This is a genomic window from Nonomuraea sp. NPDC049655 (assembly GCF_044465465.1).
In the GTDB taxonomy this organism is placed as follows: domain Bacteria; phylum Actinomycetota; class Actinomycetes; order Streptosporangiales; family Streptosporangiaceae; genus Nonomuraea.
Genome location: NZ_JBITLS010000003.1, coordinates 609,617 through 631,219, shown reverse-complemented (window position 1 = coordinate 631,219; position 21,603 = coordinate 609,617). Strand labels below are relative to the sequence as shown.

The window sequence follows — 21,603 nt, the reverse complement described above, 5'->3', positions numbered from 1 at the left end:
AGGGTGCCGATCATGGCTTGCCGCATCTCCGAACTGATCGTGCCCGCCCGAGACGCCCACGGCCTGGCCGCCTTCTGGTGCGAGGTGCTCGACTTCGTCGTGCTCGACACCCCGGACGACGGCTCGGTGGAGATCGGCCCGCGGGAGGGGTTCGGCGGGTTGCAGCCGACCCTGGTCTTCGACCCCACCACCGAGCCCAAGGCAGGCCCGCTGCGGCTGCACTTCGACGTCAACGCCACCGACCGCGACCAGGCCGCCGAGCTCGACCGCCTGCTCAAGCTCGGGGCGCGTCTGGCCGACGTCGGCCAGACCGGCGAGGAGCCGTGGCACGTCCTGGCCGATCCCGAGGGCAACGAGTTCTGCCTGCTGCGCGCCCGTCTGAGCTGAGCGCCGCCCCCTGACCCACCCCTGAGTGAGGACATCGCGCGCATGACGCCGCCTGCTCTCTAGACCTGACACCTTCCCGCGCATCGGTCGCCGACGGACGCCGTCGGCTCTGTTTTCCGTGCTCTTCGTCAGGTCTTCAGAGAGATCATGTCTTCACATCCTCATATCGTGCTGCCCTGGGTGGTGCGGCGCACCCGCCTGCCCCTGCTCGTCCTGCGGTGCGTGGCCTGTCCGTCCGGGCGGGCCACCGTCGGTGACGGCCGGTTCCGCGTCAACGCCAACGGCAAGCTGCTCGACGTCTGGCTCCTGGTCAACTGCGTGGCCTGTGACCGGACCGGCAAGCTCACCGTCCACGACCGGGTTCCGGTCCGCTCGCTGGACGCCGGCCTGCTGGCCGGGTACTCGGGCAACTCGCCGTCCCTCGTGGCGCGGGCCCTGCTCGACCCGGCGACCGCCCGCCGGAACCGGTACACGCTCGACTGGGACGGGTGCTGGGAGCTCGACGCGCCGCCCGTTCCGGAGAGTCCGTGGCCCGTCCGGATCACGGTCGCCTTCGACGATCCCGTCCCACTGCGTCCCGAGCGGCTGATCAGCCTCGGTCTGGGCGTCGGCCGGGACGAGGTCGCCCGCCGCATCAAGATCGACATCCCACCGAATCGGAGGACGAAACAGGACTTCTCCTTTCTTCTGATGTAGGTCCAGGCTGCCGGCCCGGCGGGCGGTCGTCCGCCCGCCGGGAGCGGGACAGCAGACGCCCGACGAGGGCCGCGGCGAGGCCGGCCAGACCGGCGGCCGCGAAGCCGCCACCTGGCAGTGCGGCGTCGATCGCCAGCCCGGCGATGGGCGAGCCGAGCGCGAAGCCCGCGCTCGCCGCCGACGCCTGCAGGCCCGTGGCCTCGCCCCGTACGCCGGCCGGCGCCAGCCGGCTCACCGCGTCGGCCACCGTGGACAGGGTCGGCGCGGTGAGCAGCCCGGCGCCGACGACGGCCAGGCACAACCAGCGCCAGTCGTGGGCCAGCCCGGCGGGGATCGTCAGCAGCCCGAGCAGGCCGAGCAGCAGCCACGTCGGCATCGGACGGCGCAGCGTGCCGTAGACCAGGCCGCCGGCGACGGAGGTCACGCCGAACACGGCCACGACCGCGGCGGCCCAGGACACCTGCCCCGCCTCCTTGAGCGTGGCCACGATGGCCAGGTCGATGCCGCTGAGCAGGGCCGTGGCGCCGAACCCCATCGCCAGCATGGCGACCATGCGGCGGTCCAGCCACTCCCGGCGCGCCGGACGGGCGGGCGAGCCGGTCTCCACCTCGCCCTCGGCCCGCAGCGGCGGATCCAGCAGGGCGATCCCGACCCCGCCGGTCACGATCACCGCCCCGAGCCCCCACGCCACGGCCTGGGGAGACAGCTCCGCCGCGCAGAGGATCACCACCGCCGGCCCCACCATGTACGCCAGCTCGCCCTGCACCGACTCCAGCGCGAACGCGGCCCGCCGCTGCCCCGGCGTCGTCATCGCGGCGATCGCCTGCCGGGTCACCGCCTGGACCGGCACCATCAGCAGCCCCGCCGCGAAGGAGGCGCCCAGCAGCACCGCGTACGGCAGGACGGGGACGCTCGCCCAGAACACCGCCTGCGACACGACGGTGATCGTGAGCACGGCGCGCAGCCCCCGCCGGTCCGTCATGCGGCCCAGCAGCGGCCCGCCCAGCGCCACCCCGGCGGTCAGGGCGGCCGCGACCCCGCCCGCCGCCACGTAGCCCAGGTCCAGGCGCAGCACGACGTACATGGTCAGCGCGGTCACGTCGGCGGTGATCGCGGCACGGGCGAGCAGCGAGACGCCCAGCAGCGCCGCCATCCCCCGCACGGCGAGAACCTGTCGGTATCCGGTCACCCGGGCGACGCTAGGTCATCCCGCAGGCCATAGGAAGACGTTTTCTCGTTGGACCCGGCATAATGGATGCTTATGGCCAGAGACCTGGACACGTCGTTGCTGCGGTCGTTCGTCACGGCTGTGCGGGCGGGCAGCATCAGCCGCGCCGCCACCGCGCTCGGGCACACCCAGCCCGCGCTCAGCCAGCAGTTGCGCAAGCTGGAGAGCGCGGTCGGCCGCCCGCTGCTCCATCGGTCGCCGTCCGGCGTGTCGCTGACGCGGGCGGGGGAGGAGCTGCTGCCCTACGCCGAGCGCATCCTGTCGCTCTCCGCGCAGGCGCTCACCGCGACCGGGCGCGCGCTCACCGGCCGCTGCGGCGTCGGCCTGCTGGAGGACCTGGCCGCGGCGCAGTTGCCGCAGGCCCTCGCCGACCTGGCCCGGCTGCACCCCGGCGCGACGCTGGAGGTGCTGAGCCTCTCCGGGGTCACGATCCGGGAGGCCTACCACGCGGGCCGCGTGCAACTCGTGCTCGACGAGGCGACCGACCTCCCGGCGCCGCCGCGCTGGACCGTGCGGCGCCCGCTGGTGTGGGCGGTCGGCCAGGGCGTCGACCCGGCCGCCGATCCGCTGCCGGTGGTGCTGTTCACCGGGACGTGCGCGTGGCGCACGTCGGTGGTGGAGACGCTCGACCGCACCGGCCGGCGGTGGCGGCCGGTGTTCGAGAGCAACAGCCTGGCCGGGGTGCTCGCGGCGCTGCGGGCCGGGCTCGGGGTCGCCGCGCTCATGCCCGGCAACCTCGAACCCGACATGGCCTGCCACGACCCGGACGCCCTGCCCGCCCTGCCCGACGTCGAGCTCGGCCTGGCCCGGCACCCGCAGACCGAGGGAGATGCGCTGATCGACGCCGTGGAGACCGCGCTGCGCCGGATGATCTGAGCGCCGCCGGGCTCAGAGCACCAGGGCGATCTTGCCGCTCAGCCGGCCGCGCCGGAAGTGCTCGTGGGCCGCACCGACGTCCTGCAGGCCGTACTGGGCCTCGACCCGGGCCCTGACCTGGCCCGCGTCGACGGCCTTGGCCAGTTCGGCGAGGCCGGGGCCGTCCTCGCGCACCTGGTTCACGGTGGTGCGGACCGATCGATGGGACAGGTCGGGCACCGGCCCGGCCTGGGTGGCGACGGAGGCGTAGCGGCCTCCGTCGGCCACGGCCTCGACGGCGAAGGCCCCGAAGGTGTCGAAGACGGCGTCGTAGGCCCCCACCGGAAGGGCGGCGGGGTCGGTCGTGACCCGTTCGGCCCCCAGCTCCGTGGCCGCCTCGACCTGCGCCGGCCTGGAGACCAGCGCGTCCACCCGGGCGCCGCGCGCCCGCGCCAGCTGCACGGCCAGCCCGCCCACCGCGCCGGCCGCGCCCGCCACCAGCAGCCGCTCGCCCGCCCGGACGTCCAGCCAGTCGAGCGTCTGCAGGGCGGTGAGCCCCGGCAACGGCAGCGTCGCCGCCTCCACCAGGCTGACCGCCGACGGCGCCACGGCCAGCGAGCCGACGGGCATGGCCACGAGGTCGGCCCACGTCCCCCGGCCAGTGCCGAGCTGGTGGGACATGCCGAAGACCCGTTCACCCACGGGCAGCGCATCGTCCCGGCTGTCCACGACGATGCCCGCCAATTCCCATCCCAGGGTCGTCGGCAGGGGAGGGGCGCCCTCTCCGATGGCCCCTTCACGGGTCTTGTCGTCAACCGGGTTCAAGGCGGAGGCGACGACCCTCACCAGCACCTCGCCGTCCGAGGCCCGGGGCGGCGGCGCCTCGGCGACCGTCAGGACGTCCGGGCCGCCGAAGCGGGTGATCCGCACAGCACGCATGTTCAACTCCTCGATATTCGAAACAAGGGGAATGGCGGGGTCACCGGTCGAGCAGGCCCAGGGCCGGCAGCGCCGCGGCCAGCCGAGGGTCGGCCTGGGCGGCTTCCTCCAGGGCGGTCCTCAGCGTCGCCTCGTAGGTGACGTTCGCCTCGGCGTAGCGGGCCCGGCCCGCGTCGGTGATGACGGTGTAGACCCCGCGCTTGTCGTCCGGGCACAGGTCCCGGTACGTGAGCTCCGCCGTGTTCAGCCGGGTCACCAGGCGGGTCACGGAGCTCTGGTTGAGCCCGATCCTGTCGGCCAGCTCCTGCATGCGCAGCTCGCCGGCGTCCGAGGTGGCGAGATGGCCCAGCGCCCGGTACTCCGACAGGCCGATGCCGTGCCGCCGCTGGAGGGCGGTGGCCAGGGCGTTCTCCACGCGGGCGTGCAGCAGCAGGACGTCGTTCCAGGAGCTGGACACCGCCGAGGGCGCCGGGGCCGGGTGTGGAGTGGGTGCCGTCGGAGCCATGGAAGCCTCCTCCTTCTCTGAGGACCCCGTCTCTCGGACGCGGGATTGACAAAAGCATACATGCACATGCAAGCAAAGTGAGCTCGCCTCGTTCGCCGCGATCATCGGCGGCGTGGTGCTTCTCAAGATCGCCGCCCGCGTGTGACCGGCGGCACGGGCAGCGCCGGCGAGGCGGGCGGGACGGGCGGACCCTGGCCGCGGAGCCGGTCCATCTGCCGCCACTCTGGCCGCAGCCCCGTCAGGCTCGTGGTGAGGGCGTAGACCGCCCCGCCGGCGAGCAGCACCGGCGTCAGCCCCGCGACCGCCACCAGCGCCCCGCCCACCAGCCCGCCGAGCGGGATGCCGGCCCAGGCGAGGGAGTCCTTCAGCGCGTTGACCCGGCCCAGCAGGCTCCGGGGCACCCGCTCGTAGGAGATCGCCCCGAGGATCGGGTTGAGGAACCCGCCGGCGAACCCGCCCACCGCGAACACCGCCGCCATGGCCCACAACGGCGGATCCACCGCCAGGACGAGGAACCGGGTCGGCCCGGCGAGCAGGAACGCCACGAAGAACACGGGCCTGCGCCGCATCCGGTGCGCCACGGCGGCCGCGACCAGGCTGCCGCCGACCGCCGTCAACCCCATGACGCTGCTGTTCAGGCCCACCACGGCGGCGCCGTGACCGGACTCGCCGGCCCACACGAACACCAGCACCTGGCTGAAGGCCGCGTCGAGCAGGTTCGTGACGCCGACCATGACGACCACGGACAGCAGCAGCGGTTCGCCGCGCAGGAACGTGAAACCCTGGCCGAACCGCCGCCAGTAGCCCTGCTTCGCCTCCAGAGCCTCCTCCGCCGGAGCGCGGTGTCCCATGCCGCGCGGCAGCGCCCACGTCACGATCACCGAGCCGAGCGCGAAGCAGGTGACGCTGATGCCCAGGCCGGCCAGCGGTCCGAGCAGCGCCACCGCCGCCCCGCCCGCCGCGGGCCCCACCGTCTGGGCCAGCCGCTCGGTCACGCCCATCAGCCCGGTGGCGCGCTCCAGTGGCACCCGCCCGCGCTCGGCCGCCTCCGGAATCATGATCTCCTTGGCCAGATCGCCCGGACCGCGGGCCGCGCCGACCACCGCGACGAGGGCGATCAGCGCGCCCAGCGGCAGCAGGTCCAGGGCGTGCAGGAGGAGGACCGCCCCGGCCGCCGCGGCGCTCACCACGTCCCCGATCCAGGAGATCCGGCGCGGCCCGACCCGGTCGGCCAGCGGCCCGGCCAGCGCCTTGACCAGCACGTACGGGGCCATCTCGGCGAACGCCACCATCCCGGTCCGCGCCGGGCTCCCGGTCGTCGTCAGGACGAACCAGGGCAAGGCGATGGCCGACACCCGCGTCGCGGTCAGCGACACCGTCATGGCCGCGAGCAGGCCGGCCATCGGGCGTAACGACTCGCGCGCCCCCATCACGCACCCTCGGGCGACTCGGGCGACTCGGGGGGCTCTGGCGCTTCGGCCAGCTCGGCCGACTCGGGCATCCCGGTCGTTTCGGGCAGCTCGGTTGTTTCGGGCAGCTCCGGCAGGAGCTGGGTGATCAGCGAGACCCGGGCGGCCCCTTCGGGCGCCGGCTGGCCGGGCGTGTCGCGCCGGTAGCGGTCGACGACCTCCGCCAGTTCCTCGCGCAGCCGAAGCCCCTCCTCCGGCGTGATCCGCAGCGCGATGGAGCTGAGGTCGAGCACCTGCCGCCACTCCGCCGGCATGGTAGGCAGCTCGTTCAGCGTCCGCTGGGTGCGCAGGCCGTACAGGGCGGCGATCGACTGCATGTAGGCGAGCACCGCCTCGGGCTCCCGCTCCGACAGCTCGTCATCGGTGAGCCGGGTGACGTGGTGGACCGAGCGCCACCAGCGTTCGCGGGCGTTGCCGCGCTCGGTGTCCTCCGCGACGAATCCGGCGGCGCCGAGCCTGCGCAGGTGGTAGCTGGCGGTGCCCGAGTTCACCCCCAGGCGTTCGGCCAGACGGGTGGCGGTGGACGGGCCGTGTTTGCGCAGCAGGTCCACGAGTTGCACCCGTACCGGGTGGGCCAGTGCCCGCAGGCCCTTGGCGTCGAGGACGACCACGCTCTCGGAGGGTTCGGTCATGTCCGGCAGCGTAGACCGCAAACAGTCCTTCGCAAAGACTTGTTCGCGAAGAGATGTTTGCAATCGGGAGGCCGGCGCGCCGAACCGCTCGGTGAAGGCGTCGCGCCTGACGTCAGCGGTTGAGCCGCCGAGCCGCGGGGTTCCCTTGGACGGGACCTCGGCCCGCGTCACCGCGTCCGCGGCCGGCCAGTGGCGCGACTGTCATCGGCCGGCCCGGCGGATGGCACGGACGTCAGTGACGCGCTTCATCATGACTCTCATGACTGATGATCGATACTCCCGTCTCGCCGCCGAGCATCTGCCCGCCGACCTCGCCGACCGGTGGACCGCACTGCTGCGTCCATGCGTACGTCTGCGCCGGGCAGCGGACGGCGAGCAGGCCGTCGCCACCCTCAGCGGGGAGCCGGAGCTGCCCGCCGGGGCCGTCTGGCCCGAGTGGCCGGGGCACGGCCCGCTGTCCTTCATCGCATCGGTGCGGTGCTCGGCGCTCCCTCACGCCGGGCTGCCGGCGGCCTTCCCACAGGACGGGACGTTGCTGTTCTTCTGCTTCGACGGCCACGACGACATGGACGACGGCGGCTCGTCCGGCTCCCTCGACGCCCCCGAGACGTGGGACGGGGCCCAGGTGCTGTACGTCCCGGGAGGCACGCCGGTTCTGCGGGCGGAAACACCCCAGGAGCTGGAACCGCACCCGTACGTGGAACTGGCCGCAGGCGTCGAGGAGAGCGCCCCCGACCTGTGGCTGCCTCAGGCCCGGGAAGCCCTGCTCGGCGACGGCAGGCACTGGCCCGGCCCTCGTGAGACCCCCGCCCCGCTCCGGCCGTTCGTCCAGGCCTTCCGGCGGCTGCGCACCCGCATCGGCCACCAGATCGGCGGCCACGCCGCACCGGTGCAGGGCCCGGTGGAGTACGAGGTCGCGAACGCGGCGCTCGGCGGCGCTCACTCTTGGGGCACCCCCGCCCTGGACCGGGAAGCCGAACGCTGGATCCTGCTCGCCCAGTTCGACAGTGACAGCGACGCGAAGATGACGTGGGGTGACACCGGCACCCTCTACTGGCTGATCCGCCCCGAACACCTGGCCACCCACCGCTTCGACCAGGCCCGGCTCACCATGCAGTGCTAGCTGGTTGGGTGGCAGACCAAGTACGGGAGAAAGGGATAGTGGGGTGTTGAGGTGCTGCTCGGAGGGTTCGTTTGTCGGGTGATGTGACCCTCCGCTTGGGTTGGTTGCGGTGTGCTGAACACGGCCGTTCGCGCGCTGGTGCTGGCGTTGAAGTGTTTTCAGAAGGTGGCGCGTTTCCCGTTCCCGGATGAGATTCCCGAGGTGGTGATCGACCACGTTCGGCGCTGTCTGGAGTTGGCCGAGGACGTCTGGCCGGACCATTCGGCGCGTACGCCACCGACGAGCTGCGCCCGGCATGCTGCTGGAGGGCGACCAGCGGTTCGTCGCCGGCGCGCCGGAGCATCCCAACCAGGACGGCGCCCGCCGCGCCGAGACCGCGCCGGAATTTCCAGGCCATTGACCACCGGGACTCACAACCTGGCTGCTGCCGGCGCGCTCCAGGTTCGGCATGGCCGGGAAGGTGTCCGCCGAGTCGCATGCGGTGCGCGAGCTCATCCGGCCTCGTGCTTGTGAGGCTGGATGAGCCGGTGATATCGAGTGATTACCGGGATCTCGGCGGGCACATCTCGGCTTCCATTTCCTTGGTGAGGATGCTGATCGGGTTGCCCCAGTCGCCGTTGATGTTGGTGACGACCATGTGCCTGCCGTCCCGGGTGCCCATCGCGTACGTCCAGGAGCCATGGATCCTGCCACCGTTGCCCCAGACCGTCACGCCGCAGGACAGCTTCTGGGAGAAGATTCCGAGTCCGTAGGCGGTGTTGTCGATCCACGGCACGCCCTTGGTGGAGACGGTGCTGCCGGCTGACCTGGCTCAGGAGGGGTTCATGTCGGTGAGGTCGTAGGGGGTTGTGGTGTCCTCGCCGACCAGGAACTTGACGTAGTGTCGTGCGTGCGGCTCGCGCAAGCTCGGCCAGCCGTTCACCCGCTGGTCCAACCGCAAGCTCCTGCACCATCTGCGCCGCCTGCCCGACCGGGCCATCACCCTCGGCCGGGAGGCGTTACCTACCCTCCTGCACCGGCACGGGATCACCTTCCAGCGCACCTTCGCCTTCGACGAGTTGGCGATGACCTGCTGTGGGGCGTCAACCGGGCGCGCAAGGGCATCGACCACACCTGGGCCGCCCTGAAATCGATCCGGGCCGCCCGTCCCGATGGCGCACCGATCGACGTGACCCTGGACAACCTGTCGGCGCACAAGAACTGGCGCATCCGCACCTGGGCCACCAAGCACAAGGTCAGGCTGCTGTGCACGCCGCCCTACGCCTCCTGGGCCAACCCGATCGAGGCCCACTTCGGCCCACTTCGGCCCGCTACGCCAGTTCACCCTGGCCAATTCCGATCACCCGAACCACACCGTCCAAACCCGGGCCCCGCACGCCCATCCGCGCCGGCGCAACGCTCACGCCCGCCATCCCGCCGTACTGGCCGCTCAACGCCGCGAACGCGCCCGGATCCGCAGTGAGAAGGGCATCCGCTGGGGCGGTCGGCCCGCATCGGCAGCCTGAACCCCTTACCCAACCCGGTGATCGTTTCCGGTCAGCACTAACGGGACTTTCGTTCCGATGCTCGTCATGCCCCGTTCCCAGCCCGTCATCCTTGACCAGTTCTTCGGAGAGAACGGCCACCCCCTGGCGTTGGATGTCCCCTCCCCAGGGGTCGTCGTTGCCTTCGCCGTCCCCGTCGTAGTCGAACATGATGCCCCGGTTGCCGTCGAGGTGACGGGTGGCGCGCGGATCGGTGCCAGTGAGGTAGTGGGCGCCGATTTGGTGCCCGCCACGGCGTCGACCTCCCGGTCGATGGTGCGCAGGAACGGGGAGACGTAGGCGCAGGTGCAGGTGGTGGCGTCTGCCCCGTCGTCCGCGCTGCGGGTGAAGGTGGCGGTGCCGCCGGGGGAGCTTGTCCCCCTGCACCGAGATCTTGGGCGTCTGGGTGGAGTTGGCGAAGGTCGCGGTGCCGGAGACGGTCGCGGGCAGCGTGACGGACTGGCCGCCCCTCAGGATAAACCGCCCCTGTTGCGTCGTGAGGAAGGCCACAGTCGAATCCTGTCCGATCGGTCAGAGCTGACCGATCGGACAGTTATGGTTGAGGGCATGGCACGTCCCGCTTCCGCCCTGCGCGGCCACATCCTGGACTCGGCGTTGAGTCTGTTCGCCACGCGTGGATACAAGGGCACCTCGCTGCACGACATCGCTCAGGTAGTCGGCTGTTCGAAGGCGTCCTTGCTCTACTACTTCGTCAGCAAGGAGGCGATCCTCGCCGAGTTGCTGACCCCCGCCGGTGAAGGGCTGGGAGAGCTGGACGCCCGGCTTTCCGGACTGGAGGGAGACCAGGCGGCGGTCGCGGCCGTCACCGGCTTCGTCGATCTGGCCATGCGGTTCCGGCGCGAGGTCAAGGTCCTGTTCCAGGACATTCCCGTGCTGGCCGGCCATCCGGCTTTGGGGGCCGTGCCGGCCGTCGTGGGGCGGCTGATGACCGCGATGGTGGACGGCTCGACCGAGTCCCGGGCCCTGGTCACCGCCTACATGGTCGTCGGTGCGGTATCGGTGACCTGCGCCAGTGACGTGCCGGTGCCGGACGAGGACCTGCGTGCCGAGCTGATCGACGGCGCCCTGCGCACGCTCGGCCGCGCCCCCCGTTGAACTTCGAGGAAAGACACCCTTCATGGCTTCTGTGCTGTATCGGCTCGGCCGGTTCTCCTTCCGCCGCCGAGGGCGTGTGCTGGCCGTCTGGCTGCTTCTGCTCGCCTTGCTGAGCGGGGCGGCCGCCGCCTTCATGGGTCCCACCACTGACAACTTCTCGATCCCCGGCACGGAGTCCCAGCGGGCGCTCGACTCCCTGCGGGTGCAGTTCCCGCAGGCCGGTGGGGTGACCGGAACCATCGTCCTCGCCGCGCCCGAAGGACGAGAACTGGACAAAGCAGCGGTCGCGGCGGTCGTGCGGGAGGCCGGTGGAGTCCCCGGTGTGATCGCCGCCATCGATCCCTTCACGGCCGGTTCGGTCACTCCGGACGGCCGCTACGCGTTGGTCCAGGTCCAGTTCGACACCCCGGCCGACGAGGTCAGCGCGGCGCAGCGTACCGCGTACCAGCAGGTCGGCGCCTCCGCGCGCGGGCTCCGGGCGGAGCACGGCGGCGAGATCATGAAGGCGGGAGGGGAGATCGGCTCCACTGAGGCGCTCGGTGTCCTGGTCGCCGCGGTGGTCCTCCTCATCACCTTCGGTTCTCTGGTGGCCGCCGGCATGACGCTGCTGAACGCGCTGATCGGCGTCGCGGCCGGGATGGCCGGGCTGTTCGCCCTCAGCGGGGTGCTGGAACTGACCGGCACCGCGCCCATCCTGGCGTTGATGCTGGGGCTGGCCGTGGGCATCGACTACTCGCTGTTCATCACCTTCCGCTACCGGCAGTACCTCACCGAGGGTGAGGTTGCGGAGGAGGCCGCCGGGCGTGCGATCGGCACCGCGGGTTCCGCTGTGGTCTTCGCCGGCGCCACCGTCGTCATCGCCCTGGCCGGCCTCTCCGTGGTCGGCATTCCCTTCCTGAGCGTCATGGGGCTGGCCGCGGCCGGCACCATCACCCTGGCGGTGCTGGTCGCCCTCACCCTGCTCCCCGCGATGCTCGGCTTCGCCGACGCCCGCGTCCTGCCTCGTGGGCAGCGTGGCGGGCGGATGCCCGCCCCCGGGCCCGAGGGCTTCGGGTACGCCTGGGGCCGGCTCGTCACCCGGCTGCGGATCCCGATCCTGCTGGTCGGCGTCGCCGGACTGGGCGCGCTGGCCCTGCCCGCCCAGGACATGCGCCTGGCCCTGCCCGACGCCGGCACCGCGGCTTCCGGTTCGGCGGCCCGCGAGGCCTACGACCTGATCAGCGAGGGATTCGGGCCCGGCTTCAACGGGAGGCTGATCGCCGTTGTCTCCGGCGCCGACACCCAGGCCACCAGCATGGCCGCCGAGCAGGCCGCGCGGCTGATCGAGTCCACGGACGGTGTGCTCCACGTCTCCCCGCCGCAGCCCAACCAGCAGGGCACCACCGTACTGATGACCATCATCCCCAAGGCCGGGCCGACCGACGCGGCCACAGAGCGGACCGTGCACTCCATCCGGGAGCGCGTGGCCGCCGTCCAGGGCGCCACCATCGCCCTGACCGGCGCCACCGCCATCGGCATCGACGTGTCGGCGAAACTCGCCGAGGCGATGCCCGTCTACCTGCTGCTCGTCGCCGGGCTGTCGATCCTGTTGCTGATGCTGGTCTTCCGCTCGGTGCTGGTGCCGCTCAAAGCGGCGCTGGGCTTCCTACTCACCGTCGGCGCCACGTTCGGCATCACCGTGGCCATCTTCCAGCAGGGGCGCTTGGCCGACCTGCTCGGCATCGACGTCCCCGGGCCGCTGGTGAGCTTCCTGCCGATCCTGCTCATCGGGATCCTGTTCGGCCTGGCCATGGACTACGAGGTCTTCCTCGTCTCCCGGATGCGCGAGGACTTCGTGCACGGCGACAGCCCGCGGCAGGCCACCGTCAACGGCCTGGGTCACAACGCCCGCGTCGTCACCGCCGCCGCGCTGATCATGGCGGCCGTGTTCGGCGGTTTCGTGTTCATGGACGATCCGATCATCAAGTCCATCGGATTCGCGCTGGCCGTCGGCGTGCTCGTCGACGCGTTCATCGTCCGCCTGACCCTGGTGCCGGCCGCGATGTCGCTGCTCGGCCGTGCGGCCTGGTGGCTGCCCCGGCCCCTCGACCGGGTCCTGCCGAATCTCGACATCGAAGGCGAGAGCCTGCGCGGGACCGAGGCCGACCGGCAGCATACCGACTCCACGAACGCCGTCAAGGTCTGACACCCGATCAAGTGGGCGAGGCCCGCACGGGCTTCGCCCACGGTTCCGGCCAGGGCGGCGCTAGCCCTCGATGATCAGGTCGCGGCGCAGGATCCGGATGAAGGCACCCATCGCCGCGACCATGTCGAAGGACTCGTCGAGCAGCCACTGCTCCTCAAGGCCGGTGATGGTGCCGATGATGAGCGACGCCACCGCAGGGGGGTCGGCATCGGCGCGTACGTGCCCGGTAGCGACGCCTTCCTTGACCACGGCGGCCAGATGAGCACGGAACGTGCGGACACGCTCCCGCGCCCATTCCAGCGCGATCTCCGGGAGGTCGTTCGAGCCGAAGGCGCCGAGATGCCCCATGCGGGTGAGCTCGCGGTTCTGCCGGCTCCGCCTGACCATGTCGTCCACGATCTCCAGGGCGCGGACCATGGCCGGCCCCTCGTACTCGCGGCCGACCTCGACCGCGTCGAAGGTCTGCCGGTCGCGTTCGGCAAGCACCTCGGCCAGCAGAGCTTCCTTGGTCGGGAAGTGATGCAGCAGGCCGGACTGGGTGATCCCGGCCTGCTTGGCGATGGCCGCGAGGGAGGTCCCCCGGTAGCCCTGTACCGCGAACAGCGTGAGGGCGGCGCTCACGATCTTGGCGCGCCGGGCGGCACCGGCTCGCTCGGCGTCATGCGTCTTCGCCATCCGTCGTTCCTGTCGTCCGGGTGCCTCGCTCGACGCAGGCGGACATGGTTGCGCAAGGCCCAATTTCTTCCGCGCCAGCCTACCGTTCACCCGCGTGGCCGGCCGCTCGGGAGGGCGCCTTGCCCCGTCAGCGCACTGTCTTGATCGGAAGAACCGCCAGAGCGCCCGCGCCCGCGACGATCGCCACCACGGGATACAACGCCGCGTACCCTCCGAAGATCGTGACGATGCCGCCGGCGGCGACGGGCGCGATCGTGTTCGGCAGGGTCGCGGCGATGTTGATCACGCCCAGATCCTTGGCGTGGTCGTCCTCACTGGGCAGGACCTCCGAGACGAGGGCCTGGTCCACCGAGATGAAGACACCGAAGCCGATGGTCAGGACGACCGTCGAGATCATCAGACCGGCCACAGTCGGCAAGATCAGCAGGAACAGCGCCGATGCGGCGATGATGAGCCCGCCGACCAGGACGATCGGCTTGCGCCGGCCCACACGGTCCGACAGGAGCCCGGACACCGCGATGGCGATGATGAACCCGGGCAGGCCCATCAGTCCGATCAGGGGAACCAGCCGCGCGGCCTCGGTGAGGCTCAGGCCGATGTACTCCTGGGCGATGTAGATGTTGAAGGTCTGCACCATGTAGTAGCCGCCGAAGATGAGCACGCGGCCCAGGAACGCCCAGAAGAAATCGGGATGGCGCAGGGGATTGACCCAGAACGCCTTGAGGAAGGCCCGGATGGAGAACGCCGGCCGTGCCACACCGCGGTTGTCGGTGTCGGGATTGACCACGACGAACACCACGATGATCAGCAGGATGACGCCCGCGAAGCCGGCGTAGCCGACGGGGATGCGGGTGGCGAAGGCGGAGGCGAGGACCGGGCCCGCGATCGCCGCGGCGATCGCGCCGAGCCCGGTGAGCGTCGAGTACCGTCCGCGCAGCCGGGAGGGCACGCGGTCTGGCAGGATCGCCGCGAGCGGACCCTGGAGGGCATTGAAGCCGAGTTGTACGGCCATCATGACCACGACCAACTGAGTCACGGTCGTCGACAGTCCCGCGGTGATCAGCCCGACGGCGCCGAAGAGGGCTCCGGCCAGCATCCATGGCGCACGTGCACCGAAGCGCGTACGGGTGCGATCGGACAGGACGCCGACGAGCGGCTGGATGATCATCGCGGCGAGCGCGCTCATGGCGTTGACGATGGTCAGGTTCTCGACCTTGGCCGTGGTGTCGATGGCCTGCACCTGAAGCGCCAGGAAGTAGGCCGAGACGGCGTAGCCCAGTGGTGCGGCGGCGCTGACGAACGGCACGGTGACGAACAGCCGCCGCAGACCGCTGTCCTCCCGGTGCCGATCGCCGGGTCCGGACGACTCAGGAGGCGCGGGCGCGGTCGAAGAGACGCCGGCCGCGTGAGTCTGCGGCGGGGACTGGGGCGGGAGCCGCTCGTCCATCGAGATGTCCCTACGGCTCGACGCTGTCGTTCAGGGCATCACCCGCGAGCCGCCACAGCTCCTCGACCTGGGACCGGAACCGGTCGTGGTCGTGCGCGGGAAGCGAGAAGACGAAGGGGGCGCCGCGCAGCATGCCTTCGACAGCGTCGCGCGCGACCTCACCGGGTTCGATGGCCATCGGGACGCCGCCTGTTCCGAACAACTCGGCCGCCGGGGGGCCGAACACGTCGGGCCGGTTGCGCTGGGAGTCGAGGATGCGGGTCGCCACCTGGCCGGGACACAGAATCGTGACGCCGATGCCGTCGGGCTCGAGTTCAGCCCGCAGCCCGAGCGAGAGGCCGACGATGGCGTGTTTTGTGGCGCTGTAGAGGGACGTGCCCTGCGGGTCGGGCAGGAAGGCATGGGTCGACGCGGTGTTCATCACGTGGCGCCACCCGGTCCGCTCGCGCATCCTCGGCAGGAAGGCACGCAGGCAGTTGAGCATGCCCTCGATGTTCACCGACGAGAGCCAGCGCCAGTCACCGAGCGACGATTCGGCGACCGTGCCGAAGGCGAGCACTCCCGCGTTGTTGCAGAGCACCTCGACGGAGCCGAACTCGGCGTAACTGGCCTGCACGAGGGCGTCGACCGACTCGGGGTCGGAGACGTCGACGCGAATGCCGAGCGCGGGAATCCCGCTCTCACCCAGTTCGCGGGCGAGGCGCCGGGCGTCGGCGCCGTCTATGTCGGCCACGACGACCGACATCCCGCGCGCGCCGAGTTCGGCCGAGAGCGCGGCCCCGATGCCGCTGGCCCCACCGGTGATGACCGCCGTACGGCCGGCGAGTTGATCAGATCCAGGCATCGCGGTATCCCTTGCTCGAAGCCGCCATGGATTTCGTCGGCGAGCCTACTGACTGATCAGTCGGTTTGCTAGCTCCGAGAATGCCGCGTGATCGCCTCGATACTCGTCCGTGATGGACGCCGCTCTCGTTGCCCGGCCGCGTGTCTACAACCTGTTCTCGTTTGCCGCTAGGGGTTGATCCTGGAGATCGCGGACTCGGCGAAGCGCTCCAGCTTCTCGATCTTCCTGGCCTGCGGCTTGGCCCGCAGGGCGGCCTGCCTGGCCAGCGGCGCGTCCAGCTTGTGACCACGGCACCCCCATCGCCGCGAAGTCCTCGGGCCATGGGCTGAGCCACACGCCGAGGTCCAGCCGGTTGCTGGTCGGGCAGGCGATCGAACTCGCCTGGTGGGCGACCAGCACCGGCGGGCGAATCGGTAGCTTGAGCACAAACGTCGTGAACCGGATAATCGAGGTCGCCGCTCCCATGGCCGCGGCCAGGACGAACGTCTCGATATAGCTCTTGTCCTTCAGGAACTCCCAGTAGCCGCGCAGGGCGTACGGGTAGCTCGCGTCGGACTCCTTCGGGGGACGATCGAGTCCGCCCCGCTGACGCTCGCGCATCCCACCACCTCGGCGGCCTGGGTCGGCGGGACGCAGTACGACGGGTCGGTCATGGACTCGGCATAGGCGAACCGCATAGCAGCGGAGCGCAATAGAACCCGTTCCACTTGAGAAGCGGCTCTCGCCCATCCGGGCGTGGAACAGATTCACGAACAGCAGGTCACACTCGGCCGCCTCACCCTCCATCGGCCCCAGGGCAAGCTTGGGAGCCCGTCGAGGCATGGGCACGACGTGCCAGACCTACCTGGTGTCGTGAGCCGCCCGCGGTCATACTGCAGGCTCGCCAGGCTCAACGCAGGGTGAGCCCGCTGCCCTCGTGGACGGCGCGGAGACCGCGGTCGACCGTTTCGTCGTTCTCGCCGACCGGGGCGACGTAGTCGAGGACCGCGCGGGCGGCGTCCTCGCCGAGGGTGCGGGTGATCACCCAGGTGGCCAGGTACTGGGACGCCAGGCACCCGCCCGCCGTCGCGATGTTCCCCTCCGCGTGGAAGGGCGCGTCCAGCACGGTGACGCCGCAGGCTTCGACGAACGGCCGGCTGGTTCTGTCCGCGCAGGCCGGCATGTGCTCCAGCAGGCCCAGACGAGCCAGCACCAGCGCTCCCGAACACTGCGAACCGATCAACTGCCGGGCGGGGTCGAGCGGCAACATGGACAGCAGCCGGTCGTCGGCGACCACGTCGCGGGTCTTCACCCCGCTCCCGATGAGCACGACCTCGGCTTCGCTCACGAACTCGATCGGACGCTGCCCGGTCACCGGGACGCCGTTCATCGACGTGACCACCGGTGTAGGCGTCGTGATGAACGCTTCCAGCCCGTCGGCCCGGCATCGGTTGATCAGCGCCGAGGCGATGAAGCTGTCGAGCTCGTTGAACCCGTCGAACGTGACCACCGCTACCTGCATGACATCTCCTTCGGACAAAGTCGTACGCCATCCGCGACCCGATCGAGCGTGCCCGCAGGACGGCCTTCGGGGATCGAGGGGACAGGCGCTGCACACGTTCAGGGTCCTGTGGCCCACGCCAGGCTGAACCCATTCTGTCCCATCGGTCTTCGAGGAGGCTGAGCGCAGAGATCAGCGGTACGCCTGTCGCCGCGCTCCGGGCGGGAGAGGAGGGTTTGCCGTCTGCGCAGCGTGCCGTGAGAGGGAGGAGGGCAGGCCACTGTCGGGACATCGGCCCGCGGAGGTGACCGCACCCCGTTGGCCGGTTGCGGACAATTCCCGTCTCCGCCTACCCGAGGGGTGTAATCGACCCTTTGCGGTACGTAACGTCAATGCCGGGCCGGTCTGTGCGGGACCGGCCGTGATGGAGGTAGCACATGCCATATCCCACGCGCGCGGAGCGGCTGGAACGCGTACGGGCCACCCTGCAGGGCCGCCCGGCCACCGAACGCCTCGCCCGCCGGGCAACGCCGCCGCCGGCCGTCTTCTTGCTGGTCGGGGTGATGCTGCGCGGCGCCGCGCGCCTGGAGGCCGGGCTGGAGCTGACCGAGCTCGAACAAGAACTCGTCGACCTGCTCCGGCCGCTGGCGGACGACGACGAGGAGGTCCGTGCGTTCGGCCGCGCCTTCACCGAGGAGAACACGGCCGGCACCCGCCAGACACTCTCCGCCACCGTGGCCGATCGTCCCCTCACCGAGGGCTACACACAAGACGACCTGGCCAAGGACATCGCCGCCCTGGGCGAGGAACTCCGCGCCCTGCCCAACGTGAACTTCGTGAACATCGACGCCCTCGCCGAGGACGAGCCCCTCGACAGCGAGGACTTCCTCCAGGCCATGGCCGACTACGGCTACGGCGTCACCGTCGTCGGCACCTCCCGCTCTGACACCGCGACCCCGGTCTCGCCCCCGCCGATAGACCTGAGGCTGGACCTGCAACGGTTCGAATGCCGGCGCAGTACCGGAGACACCGTGTTCGGCCCTCAAGACGAGATCTACTGGGCCTACGCCTCAGCCAACGAGACCGCCAGGAACAAGTGGAACAAGACGCGGGAGTACGGCGACGTCCAGACCGGTTCGGTGCGCGTGTTCGACGCGGGCACCACCCTGTTCAACGGCCGGGTCGGCAACAGCCTGCCCATCCACATCCAGTGCTGGGAAGCCGACGACAGCCCCTCCTCCTGGCACAACAAGCTCGTCGAAGACCTGAAGAAGATCGGCGACAAGCTGCAGCAGATCGCCTACCAGTTCAAGGACAATCCCGCCTGGTACTGGGAGGGCGGCGGATCGGACATCGGGGACTACCTCACTGTCATCACCGCGCTCGTCCAAGCGCTGATCGAGTGGTTCCGCAACGACGACGACCTGGTGCAGAATCGCACCATCGTCTTCAGTCGGCCCGCGCTTGCCGCGCTGGCCAACCGCCCGGGCGCCATCGACCACTGGGGCTTCAACGGCATCGGCCGTTTCGATCTCCACCTCCGCCTCACCCTGCCTGACGAGGAACGGCTGCGCCTGACCACTTCCTCCAACGCCGGCACCTGGAGCCAGGGCACGCTGCTGCCCACCGCTACCGCTCGCACGGGCGCCGCGCTGGCTGTCTTCGACAACAAGCTGTACTGCGCGCACACCAGCGGCGACTTCCAGCAAATGTGGTGGTGCCACTACGACGGCACCAACTGGAGCGCCGACACCCTCTTCCCCGGCCCCCTCAGCAATGCCGCGCCCGCACTGGCCGCCTACGACAACAAGCTGTACTGCGTCCACCGTGGCAGTAACGACAACGAGCAGCTGTACTGGTCGACCTTCGACGGCACCGGCTGGAGCGCCGACACGCCGATCGGCGGCCACGCCAGCCCCTCCGCGCCGGCGCTGGCGGTTCTCGGGAACACCCTGTACTGCGTCTACCGTGGCCAGGGCAACGGCCATCTGCACACGGTGTACTACAACGGCAACGGCTGGTACCACGGCAACGCCTGGGACCAGAGAAGCGCGGACGGTCCGGCACTCGCCGTGTTCCAGAACAAGCTGTACTGCGTCTTCCGCGGCCCAGGCTCCGACGAAAGACTCTACTGGGCACGCCGCAACACCATGGGCGGCGGCAGCTGGAGCAGCCCCGTCACCTTGGGCACCCACAACAGTGCCGTCTCACCATCCCTGACGGTCTTCAACGACGGCACCGGCGCCAAGCTGTATGTCGTCCACCGCGGCAGCTACACCAACCGCAACACCAAGCTCTACTGGTCCAGCTTCAACGGCACCAGCTGGAGCACCGACACCTCCTTCAGCCCCGCTGCCACCTCCGTCGAACGCCCTGCCGTCGCGGCGTACGACGGCAAACTCCACGTCGTCCACCGCGGCGGCGGCCTGCTGTAACCAGGGACTGTAAGAACAACGGCTCTGGCCAGGCCAGGCCAGGCCAGCCGTCGCGCGGTCTCCCGATCCGGACGGATCACTTGTGCCAGGTGATCGTGTAGCCGCTGTTGGCCTGGCTGGGGTTGACGGATTCCGACACGGAGAGGTTCTTCGTGATCACTGTGTTGGCCGGGAGCGTGACCTGGGGGCCGACCGCCTTGGCGAGCGTCTTGCCCGTCTGCTGGTCGATCAGCAGGACGGACTTCGTCTGCGCGATCACCGGGCCCCCGGTGTCGTTCCTGAAGACCTGAACGCTGAAGTTGCTCTGGATCAGGCTGTTCGGGCGGTGGATCAGGGAGTAGTTCCTGCGGAAGGGAACGTCCGCGGGAATCGGGTCCTTCGCCAGGACGAAGTCCGGCGCGCAGGTGATGGTCTGGGTCTTGAAGATCGTGCATAAGCGCAGCGTGACCTGAAGGTCTTCACCGGCCGCCTGTGCCGGCCCGGCCGAACCGGCCAGGACGGCACAGGCGGCGATGGTCGCTGCGGCGCCCGCGGTCGCCAGACGCTTCACAATCATCGGTCGGCGGGATCTGAGGGACATGGCTATTCTCCGTTCGAGGAGTTCGGTTCGATGTCCTCGACGGTAGGGGCGTCCAGGATTTCGCTCGGCGTAGAAGTACGCACAGCGCAGGTGACGTCCGTCACCGCCCGTCTGTCCAGCCTGACCGGGCGAATCGCACGTTGACCTCTGGTTGACAACTCATGCGAGGGGCGTATTCGAGGCGCCGTCCCAGCGGCAGGGCCTCCGGCTGCCCGTCGCCCGCGGCCCGCGTCCCTGCCTGCGCTGGGCGGCCACGGCCCGCCGGGCCGCGGACCGAGCCACACACCAAGCCCGTCCAGCCCTTCGCGCTGCCCGCCCCGACCGGAACCCGGGCCGTGGGGACGGTCAGCCTGCATCTGGTCTCGCTGTGGTACCCCGCCGGAGAGGCCGCCGACCGGCCCGCGCCCTACATGACGGACGAGGAAGCCGCCGCCATGCTCAAGGGACAGAAGGTCACGGACGTCCCGAGCAAGGCGGTCAGCGGCATCATGACCCACTCGGTGACCGGCGCCCGCCCGGCCGGCCGGAACGGGACGCTGCCGCTGGTGGTGTTCTCGCCCGGGTTCACGATGACGCGCTCGTCGCTGACCGGCCTCGCCGAGGAACTGGCCAGCCGGGGCTACGTCGTCGTCGGCGTCGACCACGTCCACGAGTCGTACGGGACCACGCTCCCCGGAGGCCGTCTGGCCGCCTGCGCAGCCTGCCCGGAACAGGAGGCCGACGCCCGGGCCTTCTCCCTGGGCGGATCGAGCACGTCGTGGACCATGGTCAAGGACTCGCGCGTACGCGCCGGGGTCGACATGGACGGCACGTTCTTCGTGCCCCTTCCCGGCGAGGGGTTGTCCCGGCCGTTCATTCTGATGGGCGCCGGCGAGGTGCACGATCCAGGGCGGCGACCACGCCTCGTTCACCGACTACACGGTGCTGACCAAGCGATCGGCCAGAGATCTGGAGATCACGCGGGCGTACGTGGCCGCCTTCATGGACCGGCACCTGCGCGGCCGCGGCCGGCCTCTCCTGGACGGTCCCTCCGGCGCCTTTCCCGAGACCAAGTTCTGGAAATGACCCGCCGGACCAGCCGGTCCTGGCGCCGACCCGGGCGCGCACACCGCGACGTTCGTCGACGTGCGGTGGGGGGATCGGCCCGCTCTTGGCGGTTGTTGCTGCCCACCCGGCTTCCGGGTTTGCGGAGATCGCTTGGATCCTCCAAATTCGCCCTTGTGTGACCTGATAGGCGGCTTTAGCGCAGAAAAGGCAGCAACGCTAGAAGCGTGAAGTGAGTAATGCTTCGCCTGCGAAGACAGCGGTTAGTGCGCGGACGGGTGACTGTCGCGCCCACATGATCGATGAGAGTTTCACCGTGACGTGGCGTTGAACTGTTCTGTTCGGTGATGAAAGTCGGGGTTCGGGGACACCGGGCAGGTGCGCGCCGCCGTGTCTGGGCGCCCGGCTGTGCAGCGCGGTCCGAAAGGGATCGGGCGGTC

The 21,603-nt window shown here is 70.4% G+C and carries 21 protein-coding genes and 1 pseudogene; 9 read left to right on the top strand and 13 right to left on the bottom strand.

Annotation, left to right across the window (positions count from 1 at the left end; all coding sequences use genetic code 11):
• Positions 1-12 precede the first annotated feature (12 nt).
• Positions 13-387: a VOC family protein gene (locus ACIBQ6_RS12705; RefSeq protein ID WP_397211739.1), complete on the top strand. Its 375-nt coding sequence runs from the start codon at positions 13-15 to the stop codon at positions 385-387.
• A gap of 168 nt (positions 388-555) precedes the next feature.
• Positions 556-1,083: a DUF1062 domain-containing protein gene (locus ACIBQ6_RS12700; RefSeq protein WP_358287125.1), complete on the top strand. Its 528-nt coding sequence runs from the start codon at positions 556-558 to the stop codon at positions 1,081-1,083.
• Here the strand turns inward: ACIBQ6_RS12700 and ACIBQ6_RS12695 are convergent.
• Entirely contained in the window at positions 1,022-2,272 is a 1,251-nt protein-coding gene (locus tag ACIBQ6_RS12695; protein WP_397211737.1) for an MFS transporter, read from the bottom strand. The genes ACIBQ6_RS12700 and ACIBQ6_RS12695 overlap by 62 nt on opposite strands.
• 72 nt (positions 2,273-2,344) lie before the next feature.
• On the opposite strand from ACIBQ6_RS12695, the gene ACIBQ6_RS12690 reads away from it, so the two are divergent.
• Positions 2,345-3,187 (top strand): LysR family transcriptional regulator, encoded by an 843-nt coding sequence (locus tag ACIBQ6_RS12690; protein WP_358287121.1) that lies wholly within the window; start codon positions 2,345-2,347, stop codon positions 3,185-3,187.
• A 12-nt stretch (positions 3,188-3,199) separates the two neighbouring features.
• Here the strand turns inward: ACIBQ6_RS12690 and ACIBQ6_RS12685 are convergent, their stop codons facing one another.
• The 4 genes from ACIBQ6_RS12685 to ACIBQ6_RS12670 all read right to left on the bottom strand — a co-directional run bounded on the left by ACIBQ6_RS12685 (position 3,200) and on the right by ACIBQ6_RS12670 (position 6,711).
• A complete protein-coding gene (locus ACIBQ6_RS12685) occupies positions 3,200-4,105 on the bottom strand; it encodes an NADP-dependent oxidoreductase (protein ID WP_397211735.1) in 906 nt (301 codons plus the stop codon).
• Between the two features lie 40 nt (positions 4,106-4,145).
• The gene (locus ACIBQ6_RS12680) at positions 4,146-4,610 is read right to left on the bottom strand and encodes a MarR family winged helix-turn-helix transcriptional regulator (protein WP_387674671.1); all 465 of its coding nucleotides are present in this window, start codon (positions 4,608-4,610) and stop codon (positions 4,146-4,148) included.
• A gap of 122 nt (positions 4,611-4,732) precedes the next feature.
• Positions 4,733-6,040, bottom strand: a complete 1,308-nt coding sequence (locus ACIBQ6_RS12675) for an MFS transporter (RefSeq protein WP_397211732.1) — start codon at positions 6,038-6,040, stop codon at positions 4,733-4,735.
• Complete coding sequence (locus ACIBQ6_RS12670; protein WP_397211730.1) at positions 6,040-6,711, bottom strand: ArsR/SmtB family transcription factor; 672 nt, start codon at positions 6,709-6,711, stop codon at positions 6,040-6,042. The genes ACIBQ6_RS12675 and ACIBQ6_RS12670 overlap by 1 nt, the downstream gene beginning before the upstream one ends.
• Before the next feature lie 259 nt (positions 6,712-6,970).
• Between ACIBQ6_RS12670 and ACIBQ6_RS12665 the strand changes: the two genes are divergently transcribed.
• A complete protein-coding gene (locus ACIBQ6_RS12665) occupies positions 6,971-7,834 on the top strand; it encodes a YwqG family protein (RefSeq protein ID WP_397211728.1) in 864 nt (287 codons plus the stop codon).
• 541 nt (positions 7,835-8,375) lie between these two features.
• Here ACIBQ6_RS12665 and ACIBQ6_RS12660 read toward each other — a convergent pair.
• Positions 8,376-8,609 carry a hypothetical protein gene (locus ACIBQ6_RS12660; protein WP_397211726.1) on the bottom strand — a complete coding sequence of 78 codons (234 nt, stop codon included), beginning with the start codon at positions 8,607-8,609 and terminating at the stop codon, positions 8,376-8,378.
• A gap of 36 nt (positions 8,610-8,645) precedes the next feature.
• On the bottom strand, positions 8,646-8,774 hold the full coding sequence (locus tag ACIBQ6_RS12655; RefSeq protein ID WP_397211724.1) for a hypothetical protein: 129 nt from the start codon (positions 8,772-8,774) through the stop codon (positions 8,646-8,648).
• On the opposite strand from ACIBQ6_RS12655, the pseudogene ACIBQ6_RS12650 reads away from it, so the two are divergent.
• From ACIBQ6_RS12650 to ACIBQ6_RS12640, 3 genes and pseudogenes are all read left to right on the top strand, one after another.
• A pseudogene (locus tag ACIBQ6_RS12650) lies at positions 8,737-9,339 on the top strand (transposase); the annotation flags it as partial. The gene ACIBQ6_RS12655 and the pseudogene ACIBQ6_RS12650 overlap by 38 nt on opposite strands.
• A 585-nt stretch (positions 9,340-9,924) precedes the next feature.
• The gene (locus tag ACIBQ6_RS12645; RefSeq protein WP_397211722.1) at positions 9,925-10,473 is read left to right on the top strand and encodes a TetR/AcrR family transcriptional regulator; all 549 of its coding nucleotides are present in this window, start codon (positions 9,925-9,927) and stop codon (positions 10,471-10,473) included.
• Positions 10,474-10,495: 22 nt separating this feature from the next.
• A complete protein-coding gene (locus tag ACIBQ6_RS12640) occupies positions 10,496-12,658 on the top strand; it encodes an MMPL family transporter (RefSeq protein ID WP_397211720.1) in 2,163 nt (720 codons plus the stop codon).
• Positions 12,659-12,718: 60 nt separating this feature from the next.
• Here ACIBQ6_RS12640 and ACIBQ6_RS12635 read toward each other — a convergent pair whose 3' ends face one another.
• The 5 genes from ACIBQ6_RS12635 to ACIBQ6_RS12615 form a co-directional block, all read right to left on the bottom strand.
• Positions 12,719-13,333: a TetR/AcrR family transcriptional regulator gene (locus ACIBQ6_RS12635; protein ID WP_397211718.1), complete on the bottom strand. Its 615-nt coding sequence runs from the start codon at positions 13,331-13,333 to the stop codon at positions 12,719-12,721.
• A gap of 127 nt (positions 13,334-13,460) precedes the next feature.
• Positions 13,461-14,780: an MFS transporter gene (locus ACIBQ6_RS12630; RefSeq protein ID WP_397211716.1), complete on the bottom strand. Its 1,320-nt coding sequence runs from the start codon at positions 14,778-14,780 to the stop codon at positions 13,461-13,463.
• A gap of 10 nt (positions 14,781-14,790) precedes the next feature.
• The gene (locus tag ACIBQ6_RS12625) at positions 14,791-15,624 is read right to left on the bottom strand and encodes an SDR family NAD(P)-dependent oxidoreductase (RefSeq protein ID WP_397211714.1); all 834 of its coding nucleotides are present in this window, start codon (positions 15,622-15,624) and stop codon (positions 14,791-14,793) included.
• 144 nt (positions 15,625-15,768) lie between these two features.
• Positions 15,769-16,224 (bottom strand): LLM class flavin-dependent oxidoreductase, encoded by a 456-nt coding sequence (locus tag ACIBQ6_RS12620; RefSeq protein WP_397211712.1) that lies wholly within the window; start codon positions 16,222-16,224, stop codon positions 15,769-15,771.
• Positions 16,225-16,513: 289 nt separating this feature from the next.
• Positions 16,514-17,125, bottom strand: a complete 612-nt coding sequence (locus tag ACIBQ6_RS12615; RefSeq protein ID WP_397211710.1) for a hypothetical protein — start codon at positions 17,123-17,125, stop codon at positions 16,514-16,516.
• Positions 17,126-17,541: 416 nt separating this feature from the next.
• Between ACIBQ6_RS12615 and ACIBQ6_RS12610 the strand changes: the two genes are divergently transcribed.
• Positions 17,542-19,539: a hypothetical protein gene (locus ACIBQ6_RS12610; RefSeq protein WP_397211708.1), complete on the top strand. Its 1,998-nt coding sequence runs from the start codon at positions 17,542-17,544 to the stop codon at positions 19,537-19,539.
• A 76-nt stretch (positions 19,540-19,615) separates the two neighbouring features.
• On the opposite strand, the gene ACIBQ6_RS12605 is transcribed toward ACIBQ6_RS12610, so the two are convergent.
• Positions 19,616-20,095 carry a hypothetical protein gene (locus ACIBQ6_RS12605; protein ID WP_397211706.1) on the bottom strand — a complete coding sequence of 160 codons (480 nt, stop codon included), beginning with the start codon at positions 20,093-20,095 and terminating at the stop codon, positions 19,616-19,618.
• Positions 20,096-20,454: 359 nt separating this feature from the next.
• On the opposite strand from ACIBQ6_RS12605, the gene ACIBQ6_RS12600 reads away from it, so the two are divergent.
• The gene (locus ACIBQ6_RS12600) at positions 20,455-21,345 is read left to right on the top strand and encodes a hypothetical protein (RefSeq protein ID WP_397211704.1); all 891 of its coding nucleotides are present in this window, start codon (positions 20,455-20,457) and stop codon (positions 21,343-21,345) included.
• Positions 21,346-21,603 lie beyond the last annotated feature (258 nt).